Below are 18862 nucleotides of genomic sequence, written 5' to 3' on the forward strand. Positions count from 1 at the left end.
CAAAGAAGGGGAATTGTGCGGGCAGGATCGGCGGTCGTCCAATCCGGGCCGACAGCCGCCGTATATAATCGGCGCATGCCTCGCAAGAATTCTTCAGACCACGACCACGGCGTAATGGTGGAGACCGGCAAGCCCGAAGTCGCCCGCCCGCCGATGTACCAAGTGCTGTTGCTGAACGACGACTACACCCCGATGGACTTCGTGGTGACCGTGTTGCAGCAGTTTTTCTCGCTGGACCTGGAGAAGGCCACGCAGGTGATGCTGCACGTGCATACCCGCGGCCGCGGCGTTTGCGGGGTGTACACCCGCGAAGTGGCTGAATCCAAGGTAGCTCAGGTCAACGAGTTTTCGCGGATGAACCAGCATCCCCTGTTGTGCACGATGGAAAAAGCCTGATATTGGTAAGCGTCGGTCACCGGTTTGCCCGGACTAACGCGGTCTGAACACACTGATCCGATAGGGTTGTGGAAATTCGCAACTCCAGCCGCATATTGTTGGCAACAGACGTCGGAGTGAACCATGTTCAGCAAAGATCTCGAGCAAACCATCGGCCAGTGCTACAAGCGCGCCCGGGAAGCCCGTCACGAGTTCATGACGGTCGAACACCTGTTGTTGGCATTGCTCGACAACCCCTCGGCGCAGGCGGTGCTGAAAGCCTGCGGCGCCGATACCGAACGCCTGCGCGGCGAGCTGGAGCAGGCCATCGAAGCCTCGGTGTCGCGCCTGGCCGAAGACGACGGCCGCGACACGCAACCCACGCTGGGCTTCCAGCGGGTGCTGCAGCGCGCGGTCTACCACGTGCAGTCCTCGGGCAAGAAGGAAGTCACCGGCGCCAACGTGCTGGTCGCGATCTTCGGCGAAAAGGATTCGCATGCGGTGTATTTCCTGAATCAGCAGGACATCACCCGGCTCGACATCGTCAATTACCTGTCGCACGGCATCGCCAAGCTCGGCGAGGAGGGCGAAAGCCCGGCGCCGTCCGACGGCGAAGCCAAGGGCGAGGCGGGTGAGGGCGAGCCCAAGGGCGACGCGCTGGCCGAATACGCCAGCAACCTGAACGAACAGGCGCGCAATGGCCGCATCGACCCGCTGGTCGGCCGTGCCGACGAGATCGAGCGCACCATCCAGGTGCTGTGCCGCCGGCGCAAGAACAACCCGCTGTACGTGGGCGAGGCCGGTGTCGGCAAGACCGCGATCGCCGAGGGCCTGGCCAAGCGCATCGTCGAGGGCAGCGTGCCCGAGGTGCTGGCCGACGCGGTCATCTACTCGCTGGACCTGGGCGCGCTGGTCGCCGGCACCAAGTACCGCGGCGATTTCGAGAAGCGCCTGAAGGGCGTGCTGACCTCGCTGAAGAAGGTGCCCAACGCGGTGCTGTTCATCGACGAGATCCACACCATCATCGGCGCCGGCTCGGCGTCGGGCGGCACCATGGACGCCTCCAACCTGATCAAGCCGGCGCTTGCCTCGGGCGATCTGCGCTGCATCGGCTCGACCACGTTCCAGGAATACCGCGGCATCTTCGAGAAGGACCGCGCGCTGGCGCGGCGCTTCCAGAAGATCGACATCGTCGAGCCGACCGTGGGCGAGACCTTCGAGATCCTGCAGGGCCTGAAGCCCAAGTACGAGGCGCACCACGGCGTGACCTACGCCGACGACGCGCTGCAGGCGGCGGTGGACCTGTCGGTGAAGCACATCGGCGACCGCCTGCTGCCGGACAAGGCGATCGACGTGATGGACGAGGCCGGCGCGCGCCAGCGGCTGTTGCCGCAGGGCGTGCGCAAGGAGCTGATCGACATCGAGGAGATCGAGACCATCGTCGCCAAGATGGCGCGGATCCCGGCCAAGCAGGTCAGCGCCACCGACAAGGACGTGCTGCAGCACCTGGAGCGCAACCTGAAGATGGTGATCTTCGGCCAGGATCCGGCGATCGAGACACTGGCCTCGTCGATCAAGCTGGCGCGTTCGGGCCTGGCCAATCCGGAAAAGCCGATCGGCAATTTCCTGTTCGCCGGCCCCACCGGCGTCGGCAAGACCGAGGTGACCAAGCAGCTGGCGCTGCAGCTGGGCATCGAGCTGGTGCGCTTCGACATGTCCGAGTACATGGAGCCGCATTCGATCAGCCGCCTGATCGGCGCGCCTCCCGGCTATGTCGGCTTCGACCAGGGCGGCCTGCTGACCGAGAAGATCGTCAAGACCCCGCACTGCGTGCTGCTGCTGGACGAGGTGGAGAAGGCGCATCCGGACATCTTCAACATCCTGTTGCAGGTCATGGACCGCGGCGTGCTGACCGACACCAACGGGCGCGAGGCCAACTTCAAGAACGTGATCCTGGTGATGACCACCAATGCCGGTGCCACCCAGGCCTCGCGGCGCTCGATCGGCTTCACCAAGCAGGACCATTCCACCGACGCGATGGAAACCATCCGCCGCAGCTTCACCCCGGAATTCCGCAACCGCCTGGACGCGGTGGTGCAGTTCCAGCCGCTGGCGTTCAGCCACATCCTGCGCGTGGTCGACAAGTTCATCATCGAACTGGAGATGTTGCTGCAGGAGAAGCACGTGTCGCTGTCGGCCACGCCGACCGCGCGCGACTGGCTGGCCCAGCACGGCTTCGACCCGCTGATGGGCGCGCGGCCGATGGCGCGGGTGATCCAGGACAAGGTCAAGCGCCCCCTGGCGGACGAGCTGCTGTTCGGCAAGCTGGTCGGCGGCGGCCGCGTCACCATCGACGTGCAGGACGGCGAGCTGGTGGTGGACACCCAGGCCGAGCCGGAGCGCCTGCTGCCGGCGACCGTGGAGTGATGGCGCGCTAGAACGCCAGGCACGACAAAAGGCGGCTGCAGACCCTGCAGTCGCCTTGCGATGTCACCGATGAGAGACGAAAAGGCGGCCGATGGCCGCCTTTCTTACAACCGCTGCGGGGCGGTCACTTCATGCGGTAGGTGATACGACCCTTGGTCAGGTCGTACGGGGTCATCTCGACCTTCACCCGGTCGCCGGTCAGGATGCGGATGTAGTTCTTGCGCATGCGTCCGGAGATGTGGGCGATGATCTCGTGCCCGTTTTCCAGCTTGACCCGGAAGGTGGTATTGGGCAACGTCTCGCTGACGGTGCCTTCGAATTCGATGGAGTCGTCTTTCGACATGTAATCCTGTGCGATTTCGCGTGCGGCCAAAGGCCTTAAGAGCGGGGATTTTACTCGCCTCGGCCGCAGCATGCAAAGTTTGCGTTAATGCGGCTCAGGGGAAGGCCAGTTCCGCGGCCGCCAGTTCGCCGAAACGCGGCGTCCACGGGCCGGCCGGGCCGGGCTCGGCCACCAGCGCGGCGATCGCGTCGAGGAACGCGGCACGCGGCCAGCGCTCGGCGCCGAGGCTGAGCAGGTGGTCGTTCTCGACCTGGGCATCGATCAGCGGCCAGCCCCAGCCATGCAGGCGCCTGGCCAATGCCGCCAGCGCCACCTTGGAGCCGCCGCTGCGCGCGCTGAACATGCTTTCGCCGAAGAACATGCGTCCGCGCGCCACGCCGTAGATGCCGCCGACCAGTGCCTCGCCGTCGAACACCTCCACCGAGTGCGCGTGCCCGGCGCGATGCAGGGCGACGTAGGCGGAGGTCATCTCGGCGGTGATCCAGGTCCCGTCCTGGCCGCGGCGCGGTGCCTGCGCGCAGGCCGCGATCACCTGCGCGAACGCGGTGTCGGCGCGCACCCGCCACGGCGAGTGGCGCAGCGAACGGCGGAAGCGCGAGGACAGCCGCACCCCGTCGCTGCGGAACACGGTGCGCGGGTCCGGGCTCCACCACAGGATCGGATCGCCTTCCGAGTACCAGGGGAAGATGCCGTGCGCGTAGGCATTGAGCAGGCGCGTCGGGGTCAGGTCGCCGCCGATCGCGAGCAGGCCTTCCGGTTCGCGCAGCGCGCTCGCCGCGGGCGGGAACGGGGCGGCCGGATCGGCGGCAAGCAGGGCAGGGAGACGGCGCATCGGCGCAGGGTAGCCGATCGGGCGGGCGGTTCAGTCCTGGCGGAACGGCGAGTGCCGCAGCAGGGTCGCCGCATGCTGGCGGACCGCGACGGTTTCCTCCGCGCACCAGTCCGCCAGCGGCGCGCGGAAGCCGGGGTCGGCGATCCAGTGGCGGCTGCGCACCAGCCGCGGCAGGAAGCCGCGGGCAATCTTGTGCTCGCCCTGCGCGCCGGGCTCGAACCGGGTCAGGCCCTCGCGCAGGCAGTAGTCGATGCCCTGGTAGTAGCAGGTCTCGAAGTGCAGGCCGGGCAGGGTGTCGCCGCCCCAGTAGCGGCCGTACAAGGTGTCGCCGCCGCGCAGGCACAGCGCTCCGGCCACCGGCGTTTCATCCAGAGTGGCTAGAAATATCAGGAAATTACGCGGCATTTCTCGCGCAAGATGCGAGAAGAACTCCAGCGTCAGTGCCGGCGAGTTGCCGTAGTCGTCGAAGGTGCGCAGGTAGAACGCGTACATCGCCTGCAGGTCGGCGGCGCTGGCCTCGTCGCCGTGCACGACGCGGAAGCCGATGCCGGCGCGCTGCACCTTGGCCCGCTCCTGGCGGATGTTCTTGCGCCGCTTATGGTCCATCGCCGCCAGGTAGGCATCGAACTCGGTCCAGCCGGCGTCGTTGTGCCACTGGTACTGCACGTCGCTGCGTGCCAGCCAGTCGTCGCCGAACGCGGCGTCCTCGTCGGCGCTGTGGAAGTTCACGTGCGCCGAGGACAGGCCGCTGGCCTGGGTCAACGCCTGCATCGCCGCCAGCAGCGCCTGGCGGCCGGTCGTATCGCGTGCCAGCAAGCGCGGCCCGGTCACCGGCGAGTACGGCACCGCGCACAGCCATTTCGGGAAGTAGTCCTGGCCGTAGCGCGCATAGGCGTGCGCCCAGGCATGGTCGAACACGAATTCGCCGTGCGAGTTGGTCTTCAGGTACCCCGGCGCAGCGGCGACCAGCGCCTCGCCGTCCCACAGGGTCAGGTGCAGTGGATTCCAGCCCCAGTCCGGGCGCAGGCAGCCATGCCGTTCCAGGCCGGCCAGGAACGCGTGCGCGACGAACGGGTTGCGGCCGTCGTGCAGGGCATCCCAGGCGGACGCGGCGACCTCGTCGAGCCGGTGCAGCCAGCGTACCTGGGTCATCGCCGGGCTGGTTCGGGACGGGCCGGCGCGGTGAACGAGAGCGGCAGGACGACCGCGGCGAGCGCCGGGTCGGTGCAGTCGAGCCCGGTCCTGGGCAACTGCGCCAGGCGCGCCGTCACCCGGGCCAGGCCGGCGGCACGTTGCGGCGGCGCCGCCACCGCCTGCGCTGCACTGGATTCGAACGAGCCCGGGCAGGGCCGGTAGAGAAAGCGCAACTGGGCGCCATCGGACGCGTTGGCGCCCAGTTCGCTGGAGAACGTGCTCATCGCGCCGCGCAACAGCGCCGAGGCCAGCGCCAGGTGCTGCTGCGCCGCCTCGGTCTGCACGGCGGCCTCGCCTGCCGGCGCCTGCGAAGGGTGCGCTGCCAGCAAGCGTTGCACTTCGCTGGCGCCGCCCGGAAGATCGCCCAGCGCGACCAGGGCCGCAAGCGTGTCGGCCGCGTCGACGGTGCCGCCAGCCGCGTCCTCACGCAACCAGCCCAGGGCGCGCTCGCGGCGCTGCGGGGCGGTCGGAATGCCAGCCAGCAGGCACTCGCCGAGAAAACGGGTGAACACGGCCCGCGCGCCGGCATCGCCAGCGATGGCCTCGGCCGTGATGCGGTCGCCGGTGTCGCGCACGGACTTGCTCATCGACCTCATCAGCAGCTTGATGCTGTCGTCGGCCCCGGTACCCAGCAAGCCGCCGGCCATCGTCGCGGCCAGCGCATCGACCTGTTCCGGGGACATGCAGAACGCCATATGCGCCGCTTCCACCGAGCCGATCGTCAGCGGCGGCGCCACGGGCTCGGCATGCAGCGCGCCCGCCGCCGCGAGCAGGCCGGCGAGCGCGACGCCACGGCGGCCGCGCTCGCCGGCCCGGGAGCCCGATTCGGTCAAGCGCCCTTGTCCAGATAGCGCTCGGCATCCAGCGCGGCCATGCAGCCGAAGCCGGCCGAAGTGATCGCCTGGCGGTAGTGCTGGTCGGCGACGTCGCCGGCGGCGAACACGCCGGGCACCGAGGTCTCGGTGGCCGCGCCGCCCAGGCCGGAGCGGATCTCCAGGTAGCCGTTGTTCATCGCCAGCTGGCCGTCGAACAACTGCGTGTTCGGGTGGTGGCCGATGGCCACGAAGAACCCATGCGCTTCGATCTCGCGGGTGCTGCCGTCCTGGGTGGACTTGACCCGCACCCCGGTGACGCCGGCCTCGTTGCCCAGCACCTCGTCGATGGCGTGGTGCCAGACGGTCTCGATCTTGCCCGCCGCGACCTTGGCGAACAGCTTGTCCTGCATGATCTTCTCGGCGCGCAAGGTGTCGCGGCGGTGCACCAGGTAGACCTTGCGGGCGATGTTGGACAGGTACAGCGCCTCTTCCACCGCGGTGTTGCCGCCGCCGACCACGACCACGTCCTGGTCCTTGTAGAAGAAGCCGTCGCAGGTGGCGCAGGCGGACACGCCGCGGCCCTTGAACGCTTCTTCCGAGGGGATGCCCAGGTACTTGGCGGTGGCGCCGGTGGCGATGACCAGCGCGTCGCAGGTGTACTCGGCGCTGTCGCCGCTGAGCCTGAACGGGCGTTGCGACAGGTCGGCGGTGTGGATGTGGTCGAAGATCACCTCGGTATCGAAGCGCTCGGCATGCGCCTGCATCCGCGCCATCAGGTCGGGACCCTGCAGGCCATGGGCGTCGCCGGGCCAGTTGTCGACCTCGGTGGTGGTCATCAGCTGGCCGCCCTGCTGCAGGCCGGTGATGACCACCGGCTTGAGATTGGCGCGCGCGGCGTAGACCGCGGCGGTCCAGCCGGCCGGGCCCGACCCCAGGATCAGCAGGCGGGAATGCTTGGCGGAATTGGCGACAGAAGAGCTCATGTATACTCGCGAAGAGGTGGAAATGGCGGCGGATTCGCGGCATTGCGCGGCTTCCGGCGTAGTCGCATAGAGTGGCGGCCGGCCTGGGATGAATCAAGCCGCGTGGCGAGAACGCTGCGGCCTGCGGCCAGCGCGCCGCCTTGCGCCCGCCGCGTGTCCATGCCGCCGCGTCGCGGTGGGGGAGAGGGCGCTGGACGATTCAGGCTTCGCCTGCCGATCCGGTGCCGACTGCTGAAATGCCGATCCGATTCGTTTATTATCAATCACTAACGGTGTATTTCTAAGGTCTGGTCATAGCGTGGCGAAGCAGGTTCCGGAACGCGGCAAATCCCAGGGCGCCAACGCGGCCGCACGCAAGCAGGCCGCCGCGGCCAATCCGCGCCGGCAGAAGCTGTGGCGCGACCTGGCGCTGATCGCGATCGCGCCGCTGCTGCTGTACCTGCTGGCCAGCCTGGCCACCTATTCGGCGACCGACCCGGGCTGGTCGCATACCGGCAGCGTGGTCGCGCCGGTGCACAACATGGGCGGCAAGTTCGGCGCCTGGATCGCCGACGTGCTGCTGCAGCTGTTCGGCTACGTGGCGTTCCTGCTGCCGGTGGTGATCGGCGCGGTCTCCTGGATCGCGCTGTTCGGCATGGACAGCGATGGCGATGGCGAGGCCGACCTGGGCCCGGCGCTGCGCCTGGTCGGGATCGTCGGTTTCCTGATCGCCGGCACCGGGCTGCTGCACCTGCGCCTGTTCAGCGGCGACGTGGCCGGTGCCGGCGGCATCCTCGGCAAGCTGGTCGGCAGTTCGCTGACCGCCGGCTTCGGCGCGCTGGGCAGCAACCTGTTCGTGCTGGTGCTGCTGCTGGTGTCGATCACCCTGGCCACCGGGTTGTCCTGGTTCGCGGTGATGGAGCGCATCGGCCGCGCGGTGATGACCCTGCCGACGCTGGCCCGGCGCGGCAGCCAGCAGGCCAACGAATGGCAGCAGACCCGCGCCATGCGCGAGGAACGCGAGGAAGTGCGCAAGGTCGATGCGGTGCAGCGCGCCAAGCGCGAACCGGTCAAGATCGAGCCGCCGCCGGCGCCGGTGGTGGAGAAGAGCGAGCGGGCCAAGCGCGAGCAGCAGATCCCGCTGTTCCACGGGACCGGCGGCGACCAGTCCGGCATCCCGCCGCTGGCCCTGCTCGACGATCCCAAGCCGCAGACCAAGGGCTATTCCGAGGAAACCCTGGAGACCCTGTCGCGGCAGATCGAGTTCAAGCTCAAGGACTTCCGCATCGAGGCGCAGGTGGTCGGCGCCTATCCGGGCCCGGTGATCACCCGCTTCGAGATCGAGCCGGCGCCGGGCGTCAAGGTCAGCCAGATCAGCTCGCTGGACAAGGACATCGCGCGCGGCCTGTCGGTGAAGTCGGTGCGCGTGGTCGACGTGATCCCGGGCAAGTCGGTGGTCGGTCTGGAGATCCCCAACGTCAGCCGCGAGATGATCTATCTCAGCGAACTGCTGCGCTCCAAGGAATACGACAAGTCGGCCAGCCCGCTGACCCTGGCGCTGGGCAAGGACATCGCCGGCCGCCCGACCGTGGCCGACCTGGCGCGCATGCCGCACCTGCTGGTCGCCGGCACCACCGGCTCGGGCAAGTCGGTGGCGGTCAACGCGATGGTGCTGAGCCTGCTGTACAAGGCCTCGGCCAAGGAACTGCGGATGCTGATGATCGACCCGAAGATGCTCGAGCTGAGCGTCTACCAGGGCATCCCGCACCTGCTGGCGCCGGTGGTCACCGACATGAAGGAGGCCGCCAACGGCCTGCGCTGGTGCGTGGCGGAGATGGAGCGCCGCTACAAGCTGATGAGCACGGTCGGGGTGCGCAACCTGGCCGGTTTCAACAAGAAGGTCAAGGACGCGCAGGACGCCGGGCAGCCGATGATGGACCCGCTGTTCAAGCCCAACCCGGACCTGGCCGAGGCGCCGCGGCCGCTGGACACGCTGCCGTTCATCGTCATCTTCATCGACGAATTCGCCGACATGATGATGATCGTCGGCAAGAAGGTCGAAGAGCTGATCGCGCGCCTGGCGCAGAAGGCGCGCGCCGCCGGCATCCACCTGATCCTGGCCACCCAGCGCCCGTCGGTGGACGTGATCACCGGCCTGATCAAGGCCAACATCCCGACCCGCATCGCGTTCCAGGTCAGCTCCAAGATCGACTCGCGCACCATCCTCGACCAGTCCGGCGCCGAGACCCTGCTCGGCCACGGCGACATGCTGTACCTGCCGCCGGGCACGGCGATGCCCGACCGCGTGCACGGCGCCTTCGTCAGCGACGAGGAAGTGCACCGCGTGGTCGAGCATCTCAAGGCCAGCGGCCCGGCCGACTACATCGAGGGCGTGCTCGACGAGGTACAGACCATGGGCGACGGCACCGTGGTCGGCGCCACCGGCCTGCCGGAGAGCAGCGGCGGCGGCGGGGATGAGTCCGACCCGCTGTACGACGAAGCCCTGCGCATCGTGACCGAGACCCGCCGCGCGTCGATCTCCGGCGTGCAGCGGCGGCTGAAGATCGGCTACAACCGCGCCGCGCGGCTGATCGAAGCGATGGAAGCGGCCGGCGTGGTCAGCCCGCCCGAACACAACGGCGACCGCAGCGTGCTGGCGCCGCCGCCGCCGAAGTGAGACGCGCGACGCGGCCCGCATCCCGGTTCCCGGCCATCGGAACCGCCCGGCGCAGCGCCGCATGCGATGCTGGCGGCCGTTTCCGCCCGCTGCCGTTGCCGATGTCCCGAACCGCCTGCACCGTGCGTTTGTTGCTGTGCGCCGTCCTTGCCGTGGCCGGATCCGCTGCCGCCGCGCAGCCGCCAGCCGCTGCCGCCGCGGCGGCCAGCCCTGCAGCGGCCACGCCCGAAGTCGCCAACAACTACAGCTACGTGCGCTACCGCGCCGACTACGAGGTGCGCGACGACGCCAGCAGCGTGGAGACCGACGAGTACGAGCTGCTGCTGAAGACCAAGGCCGGCGTGGACAAGTTCAGCCAGGTGCGGCTGAGCTACAGCGAGAAGCTGGAGACGCTGGAGGTGCTGGCGGCCTACGCGATCACCCCGGACGGGCTGCGCCACGACGTGCCGGCCGACAAGATCTACACCCAGGAAAGCTACTCCAGCGCCTCGGCGGCGATGTACGCCGACCGCAAGGTCAAGGTGGTGGTGTTCCCCAACCTGATGCCGGGCACGCGGCTGGTGTACCGGGTGCGCCGCACCCAGACCGTGCCGTACTTCCCGGGCTATTTCAGCCTGTGGGAGACCTTCAGCGTGTTCTCCCAGTACGACGACGCGACGGTGACCCTGGTCGCGCCGCGGCGCATGCCGATGCACGTGTCCACGCGCGGCGTGGACGGCGCCGACACGCCGAAGATCGATGGCGCGCAGGCGCGCTGGGAATGGCGCTACCAGCGCCGCGAGCCGATGAAGAGCCAGAACTGGGCGGCGGCGACCTGGGAGTTCAGCCCGACCATCATGGCCAGCAGCTTCCGCCGCTGGTCGCAGATGGGCCAGGCCTACCAGCGCAGCAGCGGCGTCGCCGCGCAGGTCACGCCGAAGGTGCGCGCCCGCGCCGAGCAGATCACCGCCGGCATCGGCGACCGCCGTGCGCAGGCCGCGGCGCTGTACGAATGGGTAGCGCGCAACATCCGCTACGTGGCGGTGTACCTGGGCAACGGCGGGCTGGAGCCGAACAGCGCCGACAGCATCCTCGACAACCACTACGGCGACTGCAAGGACCACACCGTGGTGCTGGAGGCGCTGCTGGCGGCCAAGGGCATCGCCAGCACGCCGGTGCTGATCGGCGCCGAAGGCGGGCCGACCCTGCCCGAGGTGCCGGTGCTCGGCCGCTTCAACCACGCCATCACCTATCTGCCCGAGTTCAAGCTGTACGTGGACTCGACCAATCCCTACGCGCGCTTCGGCCAGCTGCCGGCCGGCGATCTCGGCGTGCCGGTGCTGCACACCGTCGACGGCAGCGTGGCGCGGACCCCGCCCAACGACGCGCGGGTCAACCTGTACCAGGCCGAGGCCGACTACCGCTTCGCCGCCGACGGCAGCCTGAGCGGCACCACCCGGCTGGACAGCGGCCAGATCGGCGAGATCGGCCTGCGCACCATGTTCGTGCAGCTCAATACGCAGAACCGCACCCGCATCGAGGAATCGATCCTGGCCACGTCCGGCTTCGACGGCAGCGGCGAACTGGAGCTGCAGGGAGCGCCGCAGGACCTGAGCCGGCCGTTCGGCTACGCCTATAAATTTCACGCCACCGACTACGTCGACTTCGGCGTGGTCGGCGGCATGACCCTGCCGCAGATGCCCGGCGCCGATTCGGTGCGCGGGGTCTATGCGACCACCTCGGCCGAGCGCAACCTGACCCCGTTCTACTGCAACGACAACGCGCGCAGCGAGACCTACCGGCTGACCTTCCCGGACAGCGTGCCGATCATCGCGATCCCGGCCGACACCCATTTCCGCAACGCCGCCGGCGAATACGCCGCGACCTGGGTGCGCGACGGGCAGACCGTGGTCGCCACGCACACGCTGCACCGGCGTGCGGTGCATGGCCCGCAGGCGCTGTGCCAGCCGCAGGACTATGCCGCGTTCCGCGAGCTGTACCAGCAGGTGCGGCGCGGCTTCCGCGGCCAGATCCTGTACGGCGACCTCGGCCGCATGCAGACCGGGCACTGAGCGCATCGGGGTCTGATCGCCTATTCAGCTTGTTCGCGGCACACTTCCCACACTCCATCCGGAACTCCATCCGCATGCTTCGCACACTCCGCTATACCGTCCTCGCCAGCGCGCTGCTGGCCGGCAGCGCCTTCGCCGGCGCGCGCGACGACCTGAACACCTTCACCCGCGGGCTCAAGGGCCTGGACGGCCAGTTCGCGCAGAAGGTCTACGACGGCAAGGGCGCGCTGAAGGAAACCGCCAGCGGCCGCGTCGCGCTGTCGGCGCCGCGCCTGTTCCGCTGGGAATACCGCAAGCCCTATACGCAGCTGATCGTCGCCGACGGCGCCAAGGTCTGGGTCTACGATCCGGACCTGAAGCAGGTCACCGTGCGCACCCAGGGCGCCGAGGAGCAGAACAGCCCGCTGACCGCGCTGATCGACCCGGGCAAGCTGGACCGCCAGTACGACGTCAGCGAGGAAGCGGTGGCGCGCGACGGCCTGCAGTGGCTGTCGATGACGCCGAAGGTGGACACCGAGGCCAGCTTCCAGATCGCCAAGCTCGGCTTCGACGGTAACGGCCTGGCGCGGATGGAGGTGGTCGATGCGGTCGGCCAGCGCACCGAGATCAGCTTCAGCGGCTGGCAGCGCAACCCGGCCTTCGCCGCCGGCACCTTCCGCTACGTGCCGGACAAGGACGTGGACGTGGTCGGCGACCGCTGAGGCGCCGAACGCCGGCTGCGGCCACGCCGGGCCGGCTCAATCGGGGCAGGTCTGCACTTCGATGCTGACGTGCCCCAGTGTCGCCACGCCCTCCAGGCGCGCGTGGTAGAACGTCGCCGGCCGCGGCCGGTGGGTCACCAGCGACACGATCGCCGCATGCTGGCCGGGGCCGATCCGCCACACGTGCAGGTCCGCGATGCGCTCGTCGTCCTGTTCCAGGCGTTGCCGGATCTGCGCCTGCAAGGCGGCTGGCGCCGAAGCGTCGAGCAGCACTGCGCCGGTGTCGCGCAACAAGCCCAGCGACCAGCGCGCGATGACGATGGCGCCGACGATGCCCATCAGCGCGTCCATCCACAGCCAGCCCAGGGTCTTGGCCAGCAGCAGGGCCACGATCGCCAGCACCGAGGTCAGGGCGTCGGCCAGCATGTGCACGTAGGCCGAGCGCAGGTTGTGGTCGGTGTGCGCGTGCGCGGTGTGGGCGCTGCTGCCATGCGTATGGTCGGGCCCATGGTTGTGGGCGTGGGCATGATCGTGCCCGTGCCCGTGTGCATGATCGTCGTGGTCGTGGTCGTGGTCGTGGTCGTGATGTGCGTGGCGCTGCGCGGCCGGCGCCTGCGCCGCGTGGGAATGGCCGTGCCCGTGATCGTGGTTGTGATCGTGACCATGGTGATGGTCGGCACCGAGCATCCAGGCGCTGACCAGGTTCACCAACAGGCCCAAGGACGCGATCCAGATCGCCTCGTCGTAGGCGATGTGGACCGGCTGCGCCAGGCGCAGCGCCGACTCCACGCCGATGCCGAGCGCGATCAGGGCCAGGATCAGCGCGCTGCAGAACCCGGCCAGGTCGCCGACCTTGCCGGTGCCGAAGCTGAAGCGCGGATCGTGCCGGTGGCGGCGCGCGAACCAGTAGGCGAAGCCGGCGATCGACAGCGCCCCGGCATGGGTGGCCATGTGCATGCCGTCGGCGAGCAGCGCCATCGAGCCGGTCCACCAGCCGGCGACGATCTCCACCAGCATCATCGCCGCGGTCAGCGCGACCACCGCCCAGGTCCGGCGCGCGTTGCGCTCGTGGCGATCGCCGAGGAAGTCGTGCGCATGGGTGAAGGCGTCCAGCGTGCGGTGGTGGCTCATCGGGGCACTCGCAGGGCAGGGGGAACGCAACGGATTGTAGCGACAGCGCGGCGCCGGTTTGCGCTGCCGGCGCCACCGGCAACGCGCGGCCTGCACGCGCCGGCGATAGAATGCGCAGGTGGCCAAGCGCAGACTCCTCGCCCCCGATACCCCCGACCTGCTGAGCGTCGATCGCGATGCGATGCGCCCGTTGGCCGAGCGCATGCGCCCGCGCACGCTGGACGAAATGGTCGGCCAGAAACGCCTGCTGGCCCCGGCCAGCGCGCTGCGCCGCGCGGTCGAGTCCGGGCGCGTGCATTCGATGATCCTGTGGGGACCGCCCGGCTGCGGCAAGACCACCCTGGCGCTGCTGCTGGCGCACTATGCCGAGGCCGAGTTCAAGGCGATCTCGGCGGTGCTGTCGGGCCTGCCGGAGGTGCGGCTGGTGCTGGCCGAGGCCGCGCAGCGCTTCGCCGACGGGCGCCGCACGGTGTTGTTCGTGGACGAGGTGCACCGTTTCAACAAGGCGCAGCAGGACGCGTTCCTGCCGCACATCGAGCGCGGCACCATCCTGTTCGTCGGCGCCACCACCGAGAACCCGTCGTTCGAACTGAACTCGGCGCTGCTGTCGCGCTGCCGCGTGCACGTGCTGGAATCGGTGTCGCCGCAGGACATCGTCGAGGCGCTGCAGCGTGCGCTGCACGACAGCGAGCGCGGCCTGGGCGAGGACGCGATCCGGGTCTCGGACGCCGCGCTGCTGGAGATCGCCAGCGCCGCCGACGGCGACGTGCGGCGCGCGCTGACCCTGCTGGAGATCGCCGCCGAGCTGGCCCAGGGCGAGGACGGCGAGATCACCCCGCAGACCCTGCTGCAGGTGCTGGCCGACCGCACCCGCCGCTTCGACAAGGGCGGCGAGCAGTTCTACGACCAGATCTCGGCGCTGCACAAGTCGGTGCGCAGCTCCAATCCGGATGCGGCGCTGTACTGGCTGACGCGCATGCTCGACGGCGGCTGCGATCCGGCCTACCTGGCGCGGCGCCTGACCCGCATGGCGATCGAGGACATCGGCCTGGCCGATCCGCGCGCCCAGCAGATGGCGCTGGAAGCCTGGGACATCTACGAGCGGCTGGGCAGTCCGGAAGGCGAGCTGGCCTTCGCGCAACTGGTGCTGTACCTGGCCAGCACCGCCAAGTCCAACGCCGGCTACGCCGCGTTCAACCAGGCCAAGGCCGAAGTGCGCGAGAGCGGCACCCAGGAAGTGCCGCTGCATCTGCGCAACGCGCCGACCAAGCTGATGAAGACCCTCGGCTACGGCGAGCACTACCAGTACGACCACGATGCCGAAGGCGGCATCGCCCTGGACCAGACCGGGTTTCCGGATGCGATGGGCGAGCGCGTGTACTACCGGCCGGTGGAGCGCGGCCTGGAGATCAAGCTCAAGGACAAGCTCGACCGGCTGCGCGCCGCACGCGAGCAGGCACGGGCTGACAAGGCCAAGCCGACGCGCTCATAATCGGCATCAAGGAGATGGCATTCCTCCTCGAACCGCCCGCAGTCCCTGCGCGCTGATGATGCCTGCCCAACCCCCGCCGGGGCGGCAGGCCTGCGCCCCGGCATCGCCCGATCTGGAGACCACGATGCCGCACTTCGTTTTCGTTTTCCCACGCCGCCGCGCCGCCGCGCAGCGGGGCAGCGCATGAACTTCGCCCTGTGGTGGCAGCAGCTGTTGCTTGCGATGGCCGGCGGCGCGGTCGGCTCCGGTGTGCGCTTCGCCGTCGGTAGCGCCTTGTTGCAGCGCTACGGCGCCGGTTTCCCGTGGGGCACGCTGACGGTGAACCTGGTCGGCGCGTTCTTCGGCGGTTTCCTGCTGGTCTGGATCGAAGGCAAGGGCGCCAGCGCGCCGTACTGGCGTGCGTTGCTGGTCGTCGGCCTGCTCGGCGGCCTGACCACGTTCTCCTCGCTGATGATGGAAAGCCTGGTGTTCCTGCGCAACGGGCGCGGCGGCATGGTGCCGCTGTACCTGGCGATCACCCTGGCGGCGGGCCTGCTGCTGGTGATCGGCGGCGCCCGTGTGGCGACCGAACTGCGACCGCCGGCAGCCAGTGCCGGCAAGTGAGTGCATTGGCCGTGCGTGCTAGGACAGCAGCGCGGCCGCCAGCCCCAGCGGCGGCGCTGCCAGCGCCAGCGGCACGATGGCGCGCGGCCGGTACGGCAGCAGGCCGTAGGTCAGCAGCGCGGCGCTGGCGCTGAGCGTGCCCAGCCACAGCACCGGGCCGATGGTCCAGCCCAGCGCTGTCACGCAGCACGCGAACGCCGCGGCCAGCAGCAGCCAGCCGCCGATGCGCAGCTGGCGCATCCGCGCCGGCGCGGCGCGCTGCGCGCCGTACAGTTCCAGCTGGTGTTTCTCCATCGCCAGGCACAGCGCGACGAAGCCGGAAAAGGCCAGGCCCAGGCCGAGCAGGTTCATGGCGTCTCCAGTGCCGTGGTCGACACGGGCTGCGCCGCCGCCCGTTCGCGCGCGCGGCGTTCGGCCGCCGACAGCGGCGGCTGCCAGCGCTGCATGCGCCGCGCCGCGACCGCCAGCACGCAGCCCAGCCCGAAGCAGACCAGGTCCACACCGGCCAGCGCCCAGTCGCCGGCCGGCAGGGTATTGCCCAGATGCGCGTCGGTGGTCAGTGCGTTGAGCGCCGGCAGCAGCGTGAACAGGGCCGCACCCAGGTACAACTGCCAGGCCCACATCGCGCGCCTTGGCCAGACGAAGGCGGCGACCAGCGCCGCTGCCCAGGCAAGGAAGAACGCCGCCGCTTCCTGCTCCGGGCGCTCGGCCAGATGCACCGGGATCAGCCGGTTGCCCCAGAAATAGGCGGCGAAGGCGATCGGCAGGCCGGCCACCGTGCCGATGTTCAGCGCGTCGACCAGGCGCAGGCCGACACCGATCCGGCCGGCCTTGGCGTGCTTGGGCCGTTCCTTGACCGCCCACAGGATCACGCCGCTGGCCACCATCAGGCAGCCGAGCAGGCCGGAACCGAAGAACAGCCAGCGCAGCCCGGACCCGGCGAAGTGCGCCAGGTGCAGGCCGTACAGCGTGCTGCGGGTCTGCGCGGCCGCGCCGGGGCTGCCGCTGCGCGCCAGGACCTGTCCGCTGCCGGCGTCCAGCAGCAGCGCCGGCGGGTCGTAGGCCAGGCGCCGGCCCTCTCCCTGGCGGATCTCGATCACCGCCGCGGCATCGCCCGGGTTGTACAGCGAGAATCCGGCGATCGGAGCCTGCGCACCCCATTCGGCGCGCGCCACGTCCAGCAGGCGCGCGATCGGCAGGCGCGTGCCCGGCCGGCCGCTGGCTTCGCGGGGATTCTCCGGCTGCGAGAACGCTTCGGCGTAGAACGCTTCTTCGGCATTCGGATAGGCGACCTTGATGCCCCACGGCAGGTACATCAGCATCAGCGTGACCAGCCCGGTGTAGGTGATCATCGCGTGGTAGGGCAGGGCCAGCACCGCGCTGACGTTGTGGAAGTCCAGCCACGAGCGCTGGCCCTTGGCCGGGCGGAAGGTGAAGAAGTCCTTGAAGATCTTCTTGTGGGTGATGACCCCGCTGATGATCGCCACCAGCATGAACATGGCGCAGAAACCGACGATGTAGCGCGCCCACATCACCGGGATGTAGTGCAGGTCGAAGTGCAGGCGATAGAAGAACTCGCCGCCGCGGGTGTCGCGCGCGGTGCTGGCCTGGCCGCTGAGCGGATCCAGCAGTGCGTCGCCGAACATCTGCTTGCGGCTCTGGGCGCTGCCGTCGGCCGGCGGCGGATTGCGCCAGAACAGTTGCGTGAACGAGGAGCGTGCCCCCGGCAGCGACACCGTCCATTGCGGCGACTGCGGCGCTTGCCGCTCCAGAAACGCGACTGCACGTGCGGCCACGGTGTCCGTGCCCAGCGACGCGCGCGGCAGCTCCGGGCGCATCCAGCGGCTGATCTCGTTGCGGAAATAGCTGGCGGTGCCGGCCATGAAGATCAGCAGCAGCACCCAGCCGACCAGCAGCCCGGTCCAGGTGTGCAGCCAGGCCATCGACTGACGGAATCCCTGCTTCATGGCGTGTGCTGCTGCAGCCAGGCGATGGCCAGGGCCATCGGCGCCAGCAACGCGACGATCCCCAGCCAGGCGCGGGCGGCGCTGCGCGCGGCGAACGCCCACAACGCGGTGCAGGCGCAGACCAGGATGCCCAGCATCATGCCGCTGAGCACGGCCTGCGCACGCAGGCTCGGCCACAGCAGTGGCAGCAGCGCGGAGGTCGCCGCGGCCAGCGCATAGCCGCCGAAGATCGCCGCCAGGGTGCGCGACAGCACGCCCAGCCAGGGTGGCAATGGACGCCGCGACGCGGCGGGCGGGCGCGAGGCGTGGGGATCGTGCAGGGGCGCGGGAGGAACTGGATGCATGGAAGCCTGTCGGGAAAAGGCACCGGCTTGGCATCGGGCTAGGCGGGAGCGTGGCGGCGATGAAGCATGCCGAACACGTTAATGATACGCATTCCTATCTTTGCTGCGCAATGCGCCGCCAATGCGGCAGTGGGCGCAGCGCATGCCAGGACCACGCTGCGCAACGTGCCGCCGGGGTTGGCCGTCGGCTGAAGCGCTGGCGGAGCGATCCGCAGCGGCGGCGCTCGAACCTTGCGGCCATGCCTGGTGCCATGGCCGCAGGTAGCGGAGGCGGCAGTCAGGCCACGGCGCCGGCAAGCGGCTCGGGACGAATGACGATCTCTCGCGGCATGTTCCGGCGCTGCCATCCTTCCCGCGCTGCTGGCACCATGGGCCAGGCAACGATGCCGAGCGCAAGGGACCGACGGCCGGTGCCGCGCTCCCGTCACGGCACGGTCCCGCGCCTGACGCGCACGATGGCCGATCGATGCCGGCAACGGATCACTGCGGAGATGCGATGGATGAAGATTCTCGTGGTCGACGATTACCGCACCATGCGGCGTGTCATCCAGAACCTGTTGAATCGGCTCGGCTACGACGACGTGGCCGAGGCTGCAGACGGTGCGTCGGCCCTGGCCGCGTTGCGGGCGGACAGGATCGGCCTGGTCCTGTGCGACTGGAACATGCAGCCGATGACCGGCCTGCAGCTCCTGCGCGAAATCCGCAGCGACCGTGCGCTGGCCGGCACGCCGTTCATCATGGTCCTGGCCAACGACAGGCGCGACGACATCACCGCCCTCAAGGAGGCGGGGGCGAGCGGCTACATCATGAAGCCCTTCAACGCCGAGACGCTGCAGGGCAAGATCAAGGCCGTGCTCTGACCGGTTTCGGCGATCGGCGATGCGACAGGGTCCAACCGGCCTGCGGTGCGTGCGCTGGTCGCGGCATGGCCAAGGCGGGCAAGCGCCG

At 69.3% G+C, this 18862-nt stretch carries 17 protein-coding genes and 1 riboswitch; of the genes, 8 read left to right on the forward strand and 9 right to left on the reverse strand.

The genetic code is table 11. The annotated features are described in order from the left end of the window. Positions 1-75: 75 nt before the first annotated feature. Entirely contained in the window at positions 76-396 is a 321-nt protein-coding gene (gene clpS, locus HDC36_RS03920) for an ATP-dependent Clp protease adapter ClpS (protein ID WP_046979857.1), read from the forward strand. A 123-nt stretch (positions 397-519) separates the two neighbouring features. Further along, on the forward strand, positions 520-2802 hold the full coding sequence (clpA, locus tag HDC36_RS03925) for an ATP-dependent Clp protease ATP-binding subunit ClpA (protein ID WP_179564598.1): 2283 nt from the start codon (positions 520-522) through the stop codon (positions 2800-2802). A gap of 124 nt (positions 2803-2926) precedes the next feature. On the opposite strand, the gene infA is transcribed toward clpA, so the two are convergent. From infA to trxB, 5 genes are all read right to left on the reverse strand, one after another. Continuing rightward, on the reverse strand, positions 2927-3145 hold the full coding sequence (infA, locus tag HDC36_RS03930; RefSeq protein WP_004425677.1) for a translation initiation factor IF-1: 219 nt from the start codon (positions 3143-3145) through the stop codon (positions 2927-2929). Positions 3146-3239: 94 nt separating this feature from the next. Next, a complete protein-coding gene (gene aat / locus HDC36_RS03935; protein WP_179564600.1) occupies positions 3240-3977 on the reverse strand; it encodes a leucyl/phenylalanyl-tRNA--protein transferase in 738 nt (245 codons plus the stop codon). A 30-nt stretch (positions 3978-4007) separates the two neighbouring features. After that, positions 4008-5129, reverse strand: coding sequence for a GNAT family N-acetyltransferase (locus HDC36_RS03940; RefSeq protein ID WP_179564602.1), 1122 nt, complete (start codon positions 5127-5129; stop codon positions 4008-4010). After that, positions 5126-6004 (reverse strand): hypothetical protein, encoded by an 879-nt coding sequence (locus tag HDC36_RS03945; protein WP_179564604.1) that lies wholly within the window; start codon positions 6002-6004, stop codon positions 5126-5128. Before HDC36_RS03945 ends, HDC36_RS03940 begins: the two co-directional genes overlap by 4 nt. Then, positions 6001-6969 (reverse strand): thioredoxin-disulfide reductase, encoded by a 969-nt coding sequence (gene trxB / locus HDC36_RS03950; protein WP_179564606.1) that lies wholly within the window; start codon positions 6967-6969, stop codon positions 6001-6003. Before trxB ends, HDC36_RS03945 begins: the two co-directional genes overlap by 4 nt. Positions 6970-7267: 298 nt before the next feature. On the opposite strand from trxB, the gene HDC36_RS03955 reads away from it, so the two are divergent. The 3 genes from HDC36_RS03955 to lolA all read left to right on the forward strand — a co-directional run bounded on the left by HDC36_RS03955 (position 7268) and on the right by lolA (position 12377). After that, positions 7268-9625, forward strand: coding sequence for a DNA translocase FtsK (locus HDC36_RS03955; protein WP_179564608.1), 2358 nt, complete (start codon positions 7268-7270; stop codon positions 9623-9625). 101 nt (positions 9626-9726) lie between these two features. Continuing rightward, positions 9727-11676 (forward strand): DUF3857 domain-containing protein, encoded by a 1950-nt coding sequence (locus HDC36_RS03960; protein ID WP_225209678.1) that lies wholly within the window; start codon positions 9727-9729, stop codon positions 11674-11676. 74 nt (positions 11677-11750) lie between these two features. Continuing rightward, on the forward strand, positions 11751-12377 hold the full coding sequence (lolA, locus tag HDC36_RS03965) for an outer membrane lipoprotein chaperone LolA (RefSeq protein ID WP_179564610.1): 627 nt from the start codon (positions 11751-11753) through the stop codon (positions 12375-12377). Positions 12378-12413: 36 nt separating this feature from the next. On the opposite strand, the gene dmeF is transcribed toward lolA, so the two are convergent. After that, positions 12414-13508: a CDF family Co(II)/Ni(II) efflux transporter DmeF gene (dmeF, locus tag HDC36_RS03970; protein ID WP_179564612.1), complete on the reverse strand. Its 1095-nt coding sequence runs from the start codon at positions 13506-13508 to the stop codon at positions 12414-12416. A gap of 181 nt (positions 13509-13689) precedes the next feature. Between dmeF and HDC36_RS03975 the strand changes: the two genes are divergently transcribed. Then, on the forward strand, positions 13690-15000 hold the full coding sequence (locus HDC36_RS03975; protein ID WP_179565601.1) for a replication-associated recombination protein A: 1311 nt from the start codon (positions 13690-13692) through the stop codon (positions 14998-15000). 1 nt (position 15001) lies between these two features. Then, a riboswitch (Fluoride riboswitch) is annotated at positions 15002-15072 on the forward strand. 111 nt (positions 15073-15183) lie between these two features. After that, on the forward strand, positions 15184-15603 hold the full coding sequence (crcB, locus tag HDC36_RS03980) for a fluoride efflux transporter CrcB (protein WP_179564615.1): 420 nt from the start codon (positions 15184-15186) through the stop codon (positions 15601-15603). Positions 15604-15621: 18 nt separating this feature from the next. Here crcB and HDC36_RS03985 read toward each other — a convergent pair whose 3' ends face one another. The 3 genes from HDC36_RS03985 to HDC36_RS03995 are packed head-to-tail and all read right to left on the reverse strand — an operon-like array spanning position 15622 to position 17914. Next, positions 15622-15954, reverse strand: a complete 333-nt coding sequence (locus HDC36_RS03985) for a DUF3325 domain-containing protein (protein WP_179564617.1) — start codon at positions 15952-15954, stop codon at positions 15622-15624. Continuing rightward, complete coding sequence (locus tag HDC36_RS03990; protein WP_179564619.1) at positions 15951-17570, reverse strand: PepSY-associated TM helix domain-containing protein; 1620 nt, start codon at positions 17568-17570, stop codon at positions 15951-15953. The genes HDC36_RS03985 and HDC36_RS03990 overlap by 4 nt, the downstream gene beginning before the upstream one ends. Next, the gene (locus HDC36_RS03995) at positions 17567-17914 is read right to left on the reverse strand and encodes a DUF3649 domain-containing protein (RefSeq protein ID WP_255432580.1); all 348 of its coding nucleotides are present in this window, start codon (positions 17912-17914) and stop codon (positions 17567-17569) included. The genes HDC36_RS03990 and HDC36_RS03995 overlap by 4 nt, the downstream gene beginning before the upstream one ends. 500 nt (positions 17915-18414) lie before the next feature. On the opposite strand from HDC36_RS03995, the gene HDC36_RS04000 reads away from it, so the two are divergent. Continuing rightward, positions 18415-18774: a response regulator gene (locus tag HDC36_RS04000; RefSeq protein ID WP_179564621.1), complete on the forward strand. Its 360-nt coding sequence runs from the start codon at positions 18415-18417 to the stop codon at positions 18772-18774. Positions 18775-18862: the final 88 nt, after the last annotated feature.

This window comes from Xanthomonas sp. JAI131, from assembly GCF_013410075.1.
Taxonomy (GTDB): Bacteria; Pseudomonadota; Gammaproteobacteria; order Xanthomonadales; family Xanthomonadaceae; genus Xanthomonas_A; species Xanthomonas_A bonasiae.

Excerpts from the sequence above, each read along its gene's own strand:
- clpS (WP_046979857.1), top strand. The coding sequence starts at position 76 with ATGCCTCGCAAGAATTCTTCAGACCACGACCACGGCGTAATGGTGGAG.
- clpA (WP_179564598.1), top strand. The coding sequence starts at position 520 with ATGTTCAGCAAAGATCTCGAGCAAACCATCGGCCAGTGCTACAAGCGC.
- infA (WP_004425677.1), bottom strand. The coding sequence starts at position 3,145 with ATGTCGAAAGACGACTCCATCGAATTCGAAGGCACCGTCAGCGAGACG.
- aat (WP_179564600.1), bottom strand. The coding sequence starts at position 3,977 with ATGCGCCGTCTCCCTGCCCTGCTTGCCGCCGATCCGGCCGCCCCGTTC.
- HDC36_RS03940 (WP_179564602.1), bottom strand. The coding sequence starts at position 5,129 with ATGACCCAGGTACGCTGGCTGCACCGGCTCGACGAGGTCGCCGCGTCC.
- trxB (WP_179564606.1), bottom strand. The coding sequence starts at position 6,969 with ATGAGCTCTTCTGTCGCCAATTCCGCCAAGCATTCCCGCCTGCTGATC.
- HDC36_RS03960 (WP_225209678.1), top strand. The coding sequence starts at position 9,727 with ATGTCCCGAACCGCCTGCACCGTGCGTTTGTTGCTGTGCGCCGTCCTT.
- lolA (WP_179564610.1), top strand. The coding sequence starts at position 11,751 with ATGCTTCGCACACTCCGCTATACCGTCCTCGCCAGCGCGCTGCTGGCC.
- dmeF (WP_179564612.1), bottom strand. The coding sequence starts at position 13,508 with ATGAGCCACCACCGCACGCTGGACGCCTTCACCCATGCGCACGACTTC.
- HDC36_RS03975 (WP_179565601.1), top strand. The coding sequence starts at position 13,690 with ATGCGCCCGTTGGCCGAGCGCATGCGCCCGCGCACGCTGGACGAAATG.
- crcB (WP_179564615.1), top strand. The coding sequence starts at position 15,184 with ATGAACTTCGCCCTGTGGTGGCAGCAGCTGTTGCTTGCGATGGCCGGC.
- HDC36_RS03985 (WP_179564617.1), bottom strand. The coding sequence starts at position 15,954 with ATGAACCTGCTCGGCCTGGGCCTGGCCTTTTCCGGCTTCGTCGCGCTG.
- HDC36_RS03990 (WP_179564619.1), bottom strand. The coding sequence starts at position 17,570 with ATGAAGCAGGGATTCCGTCAGTCGATGGCCTGGCTGCACACCTGGACC.
- HDC36_RS03995 (WP_255432580.1), bottom strand. The coding sequence starts at position 17,914 with ATGCATCCAGTTCCTCCCGCGCCCCTGCACGATCCCCACGCCTCGCGC.
- HDC36_RS04000 (WP_179564621.1), top strand. The coding sequence starts at position 18,415 with ATGAAGATTCTCGTGGTCGACGATTACCGCACCATGCGGCGTGTCATC.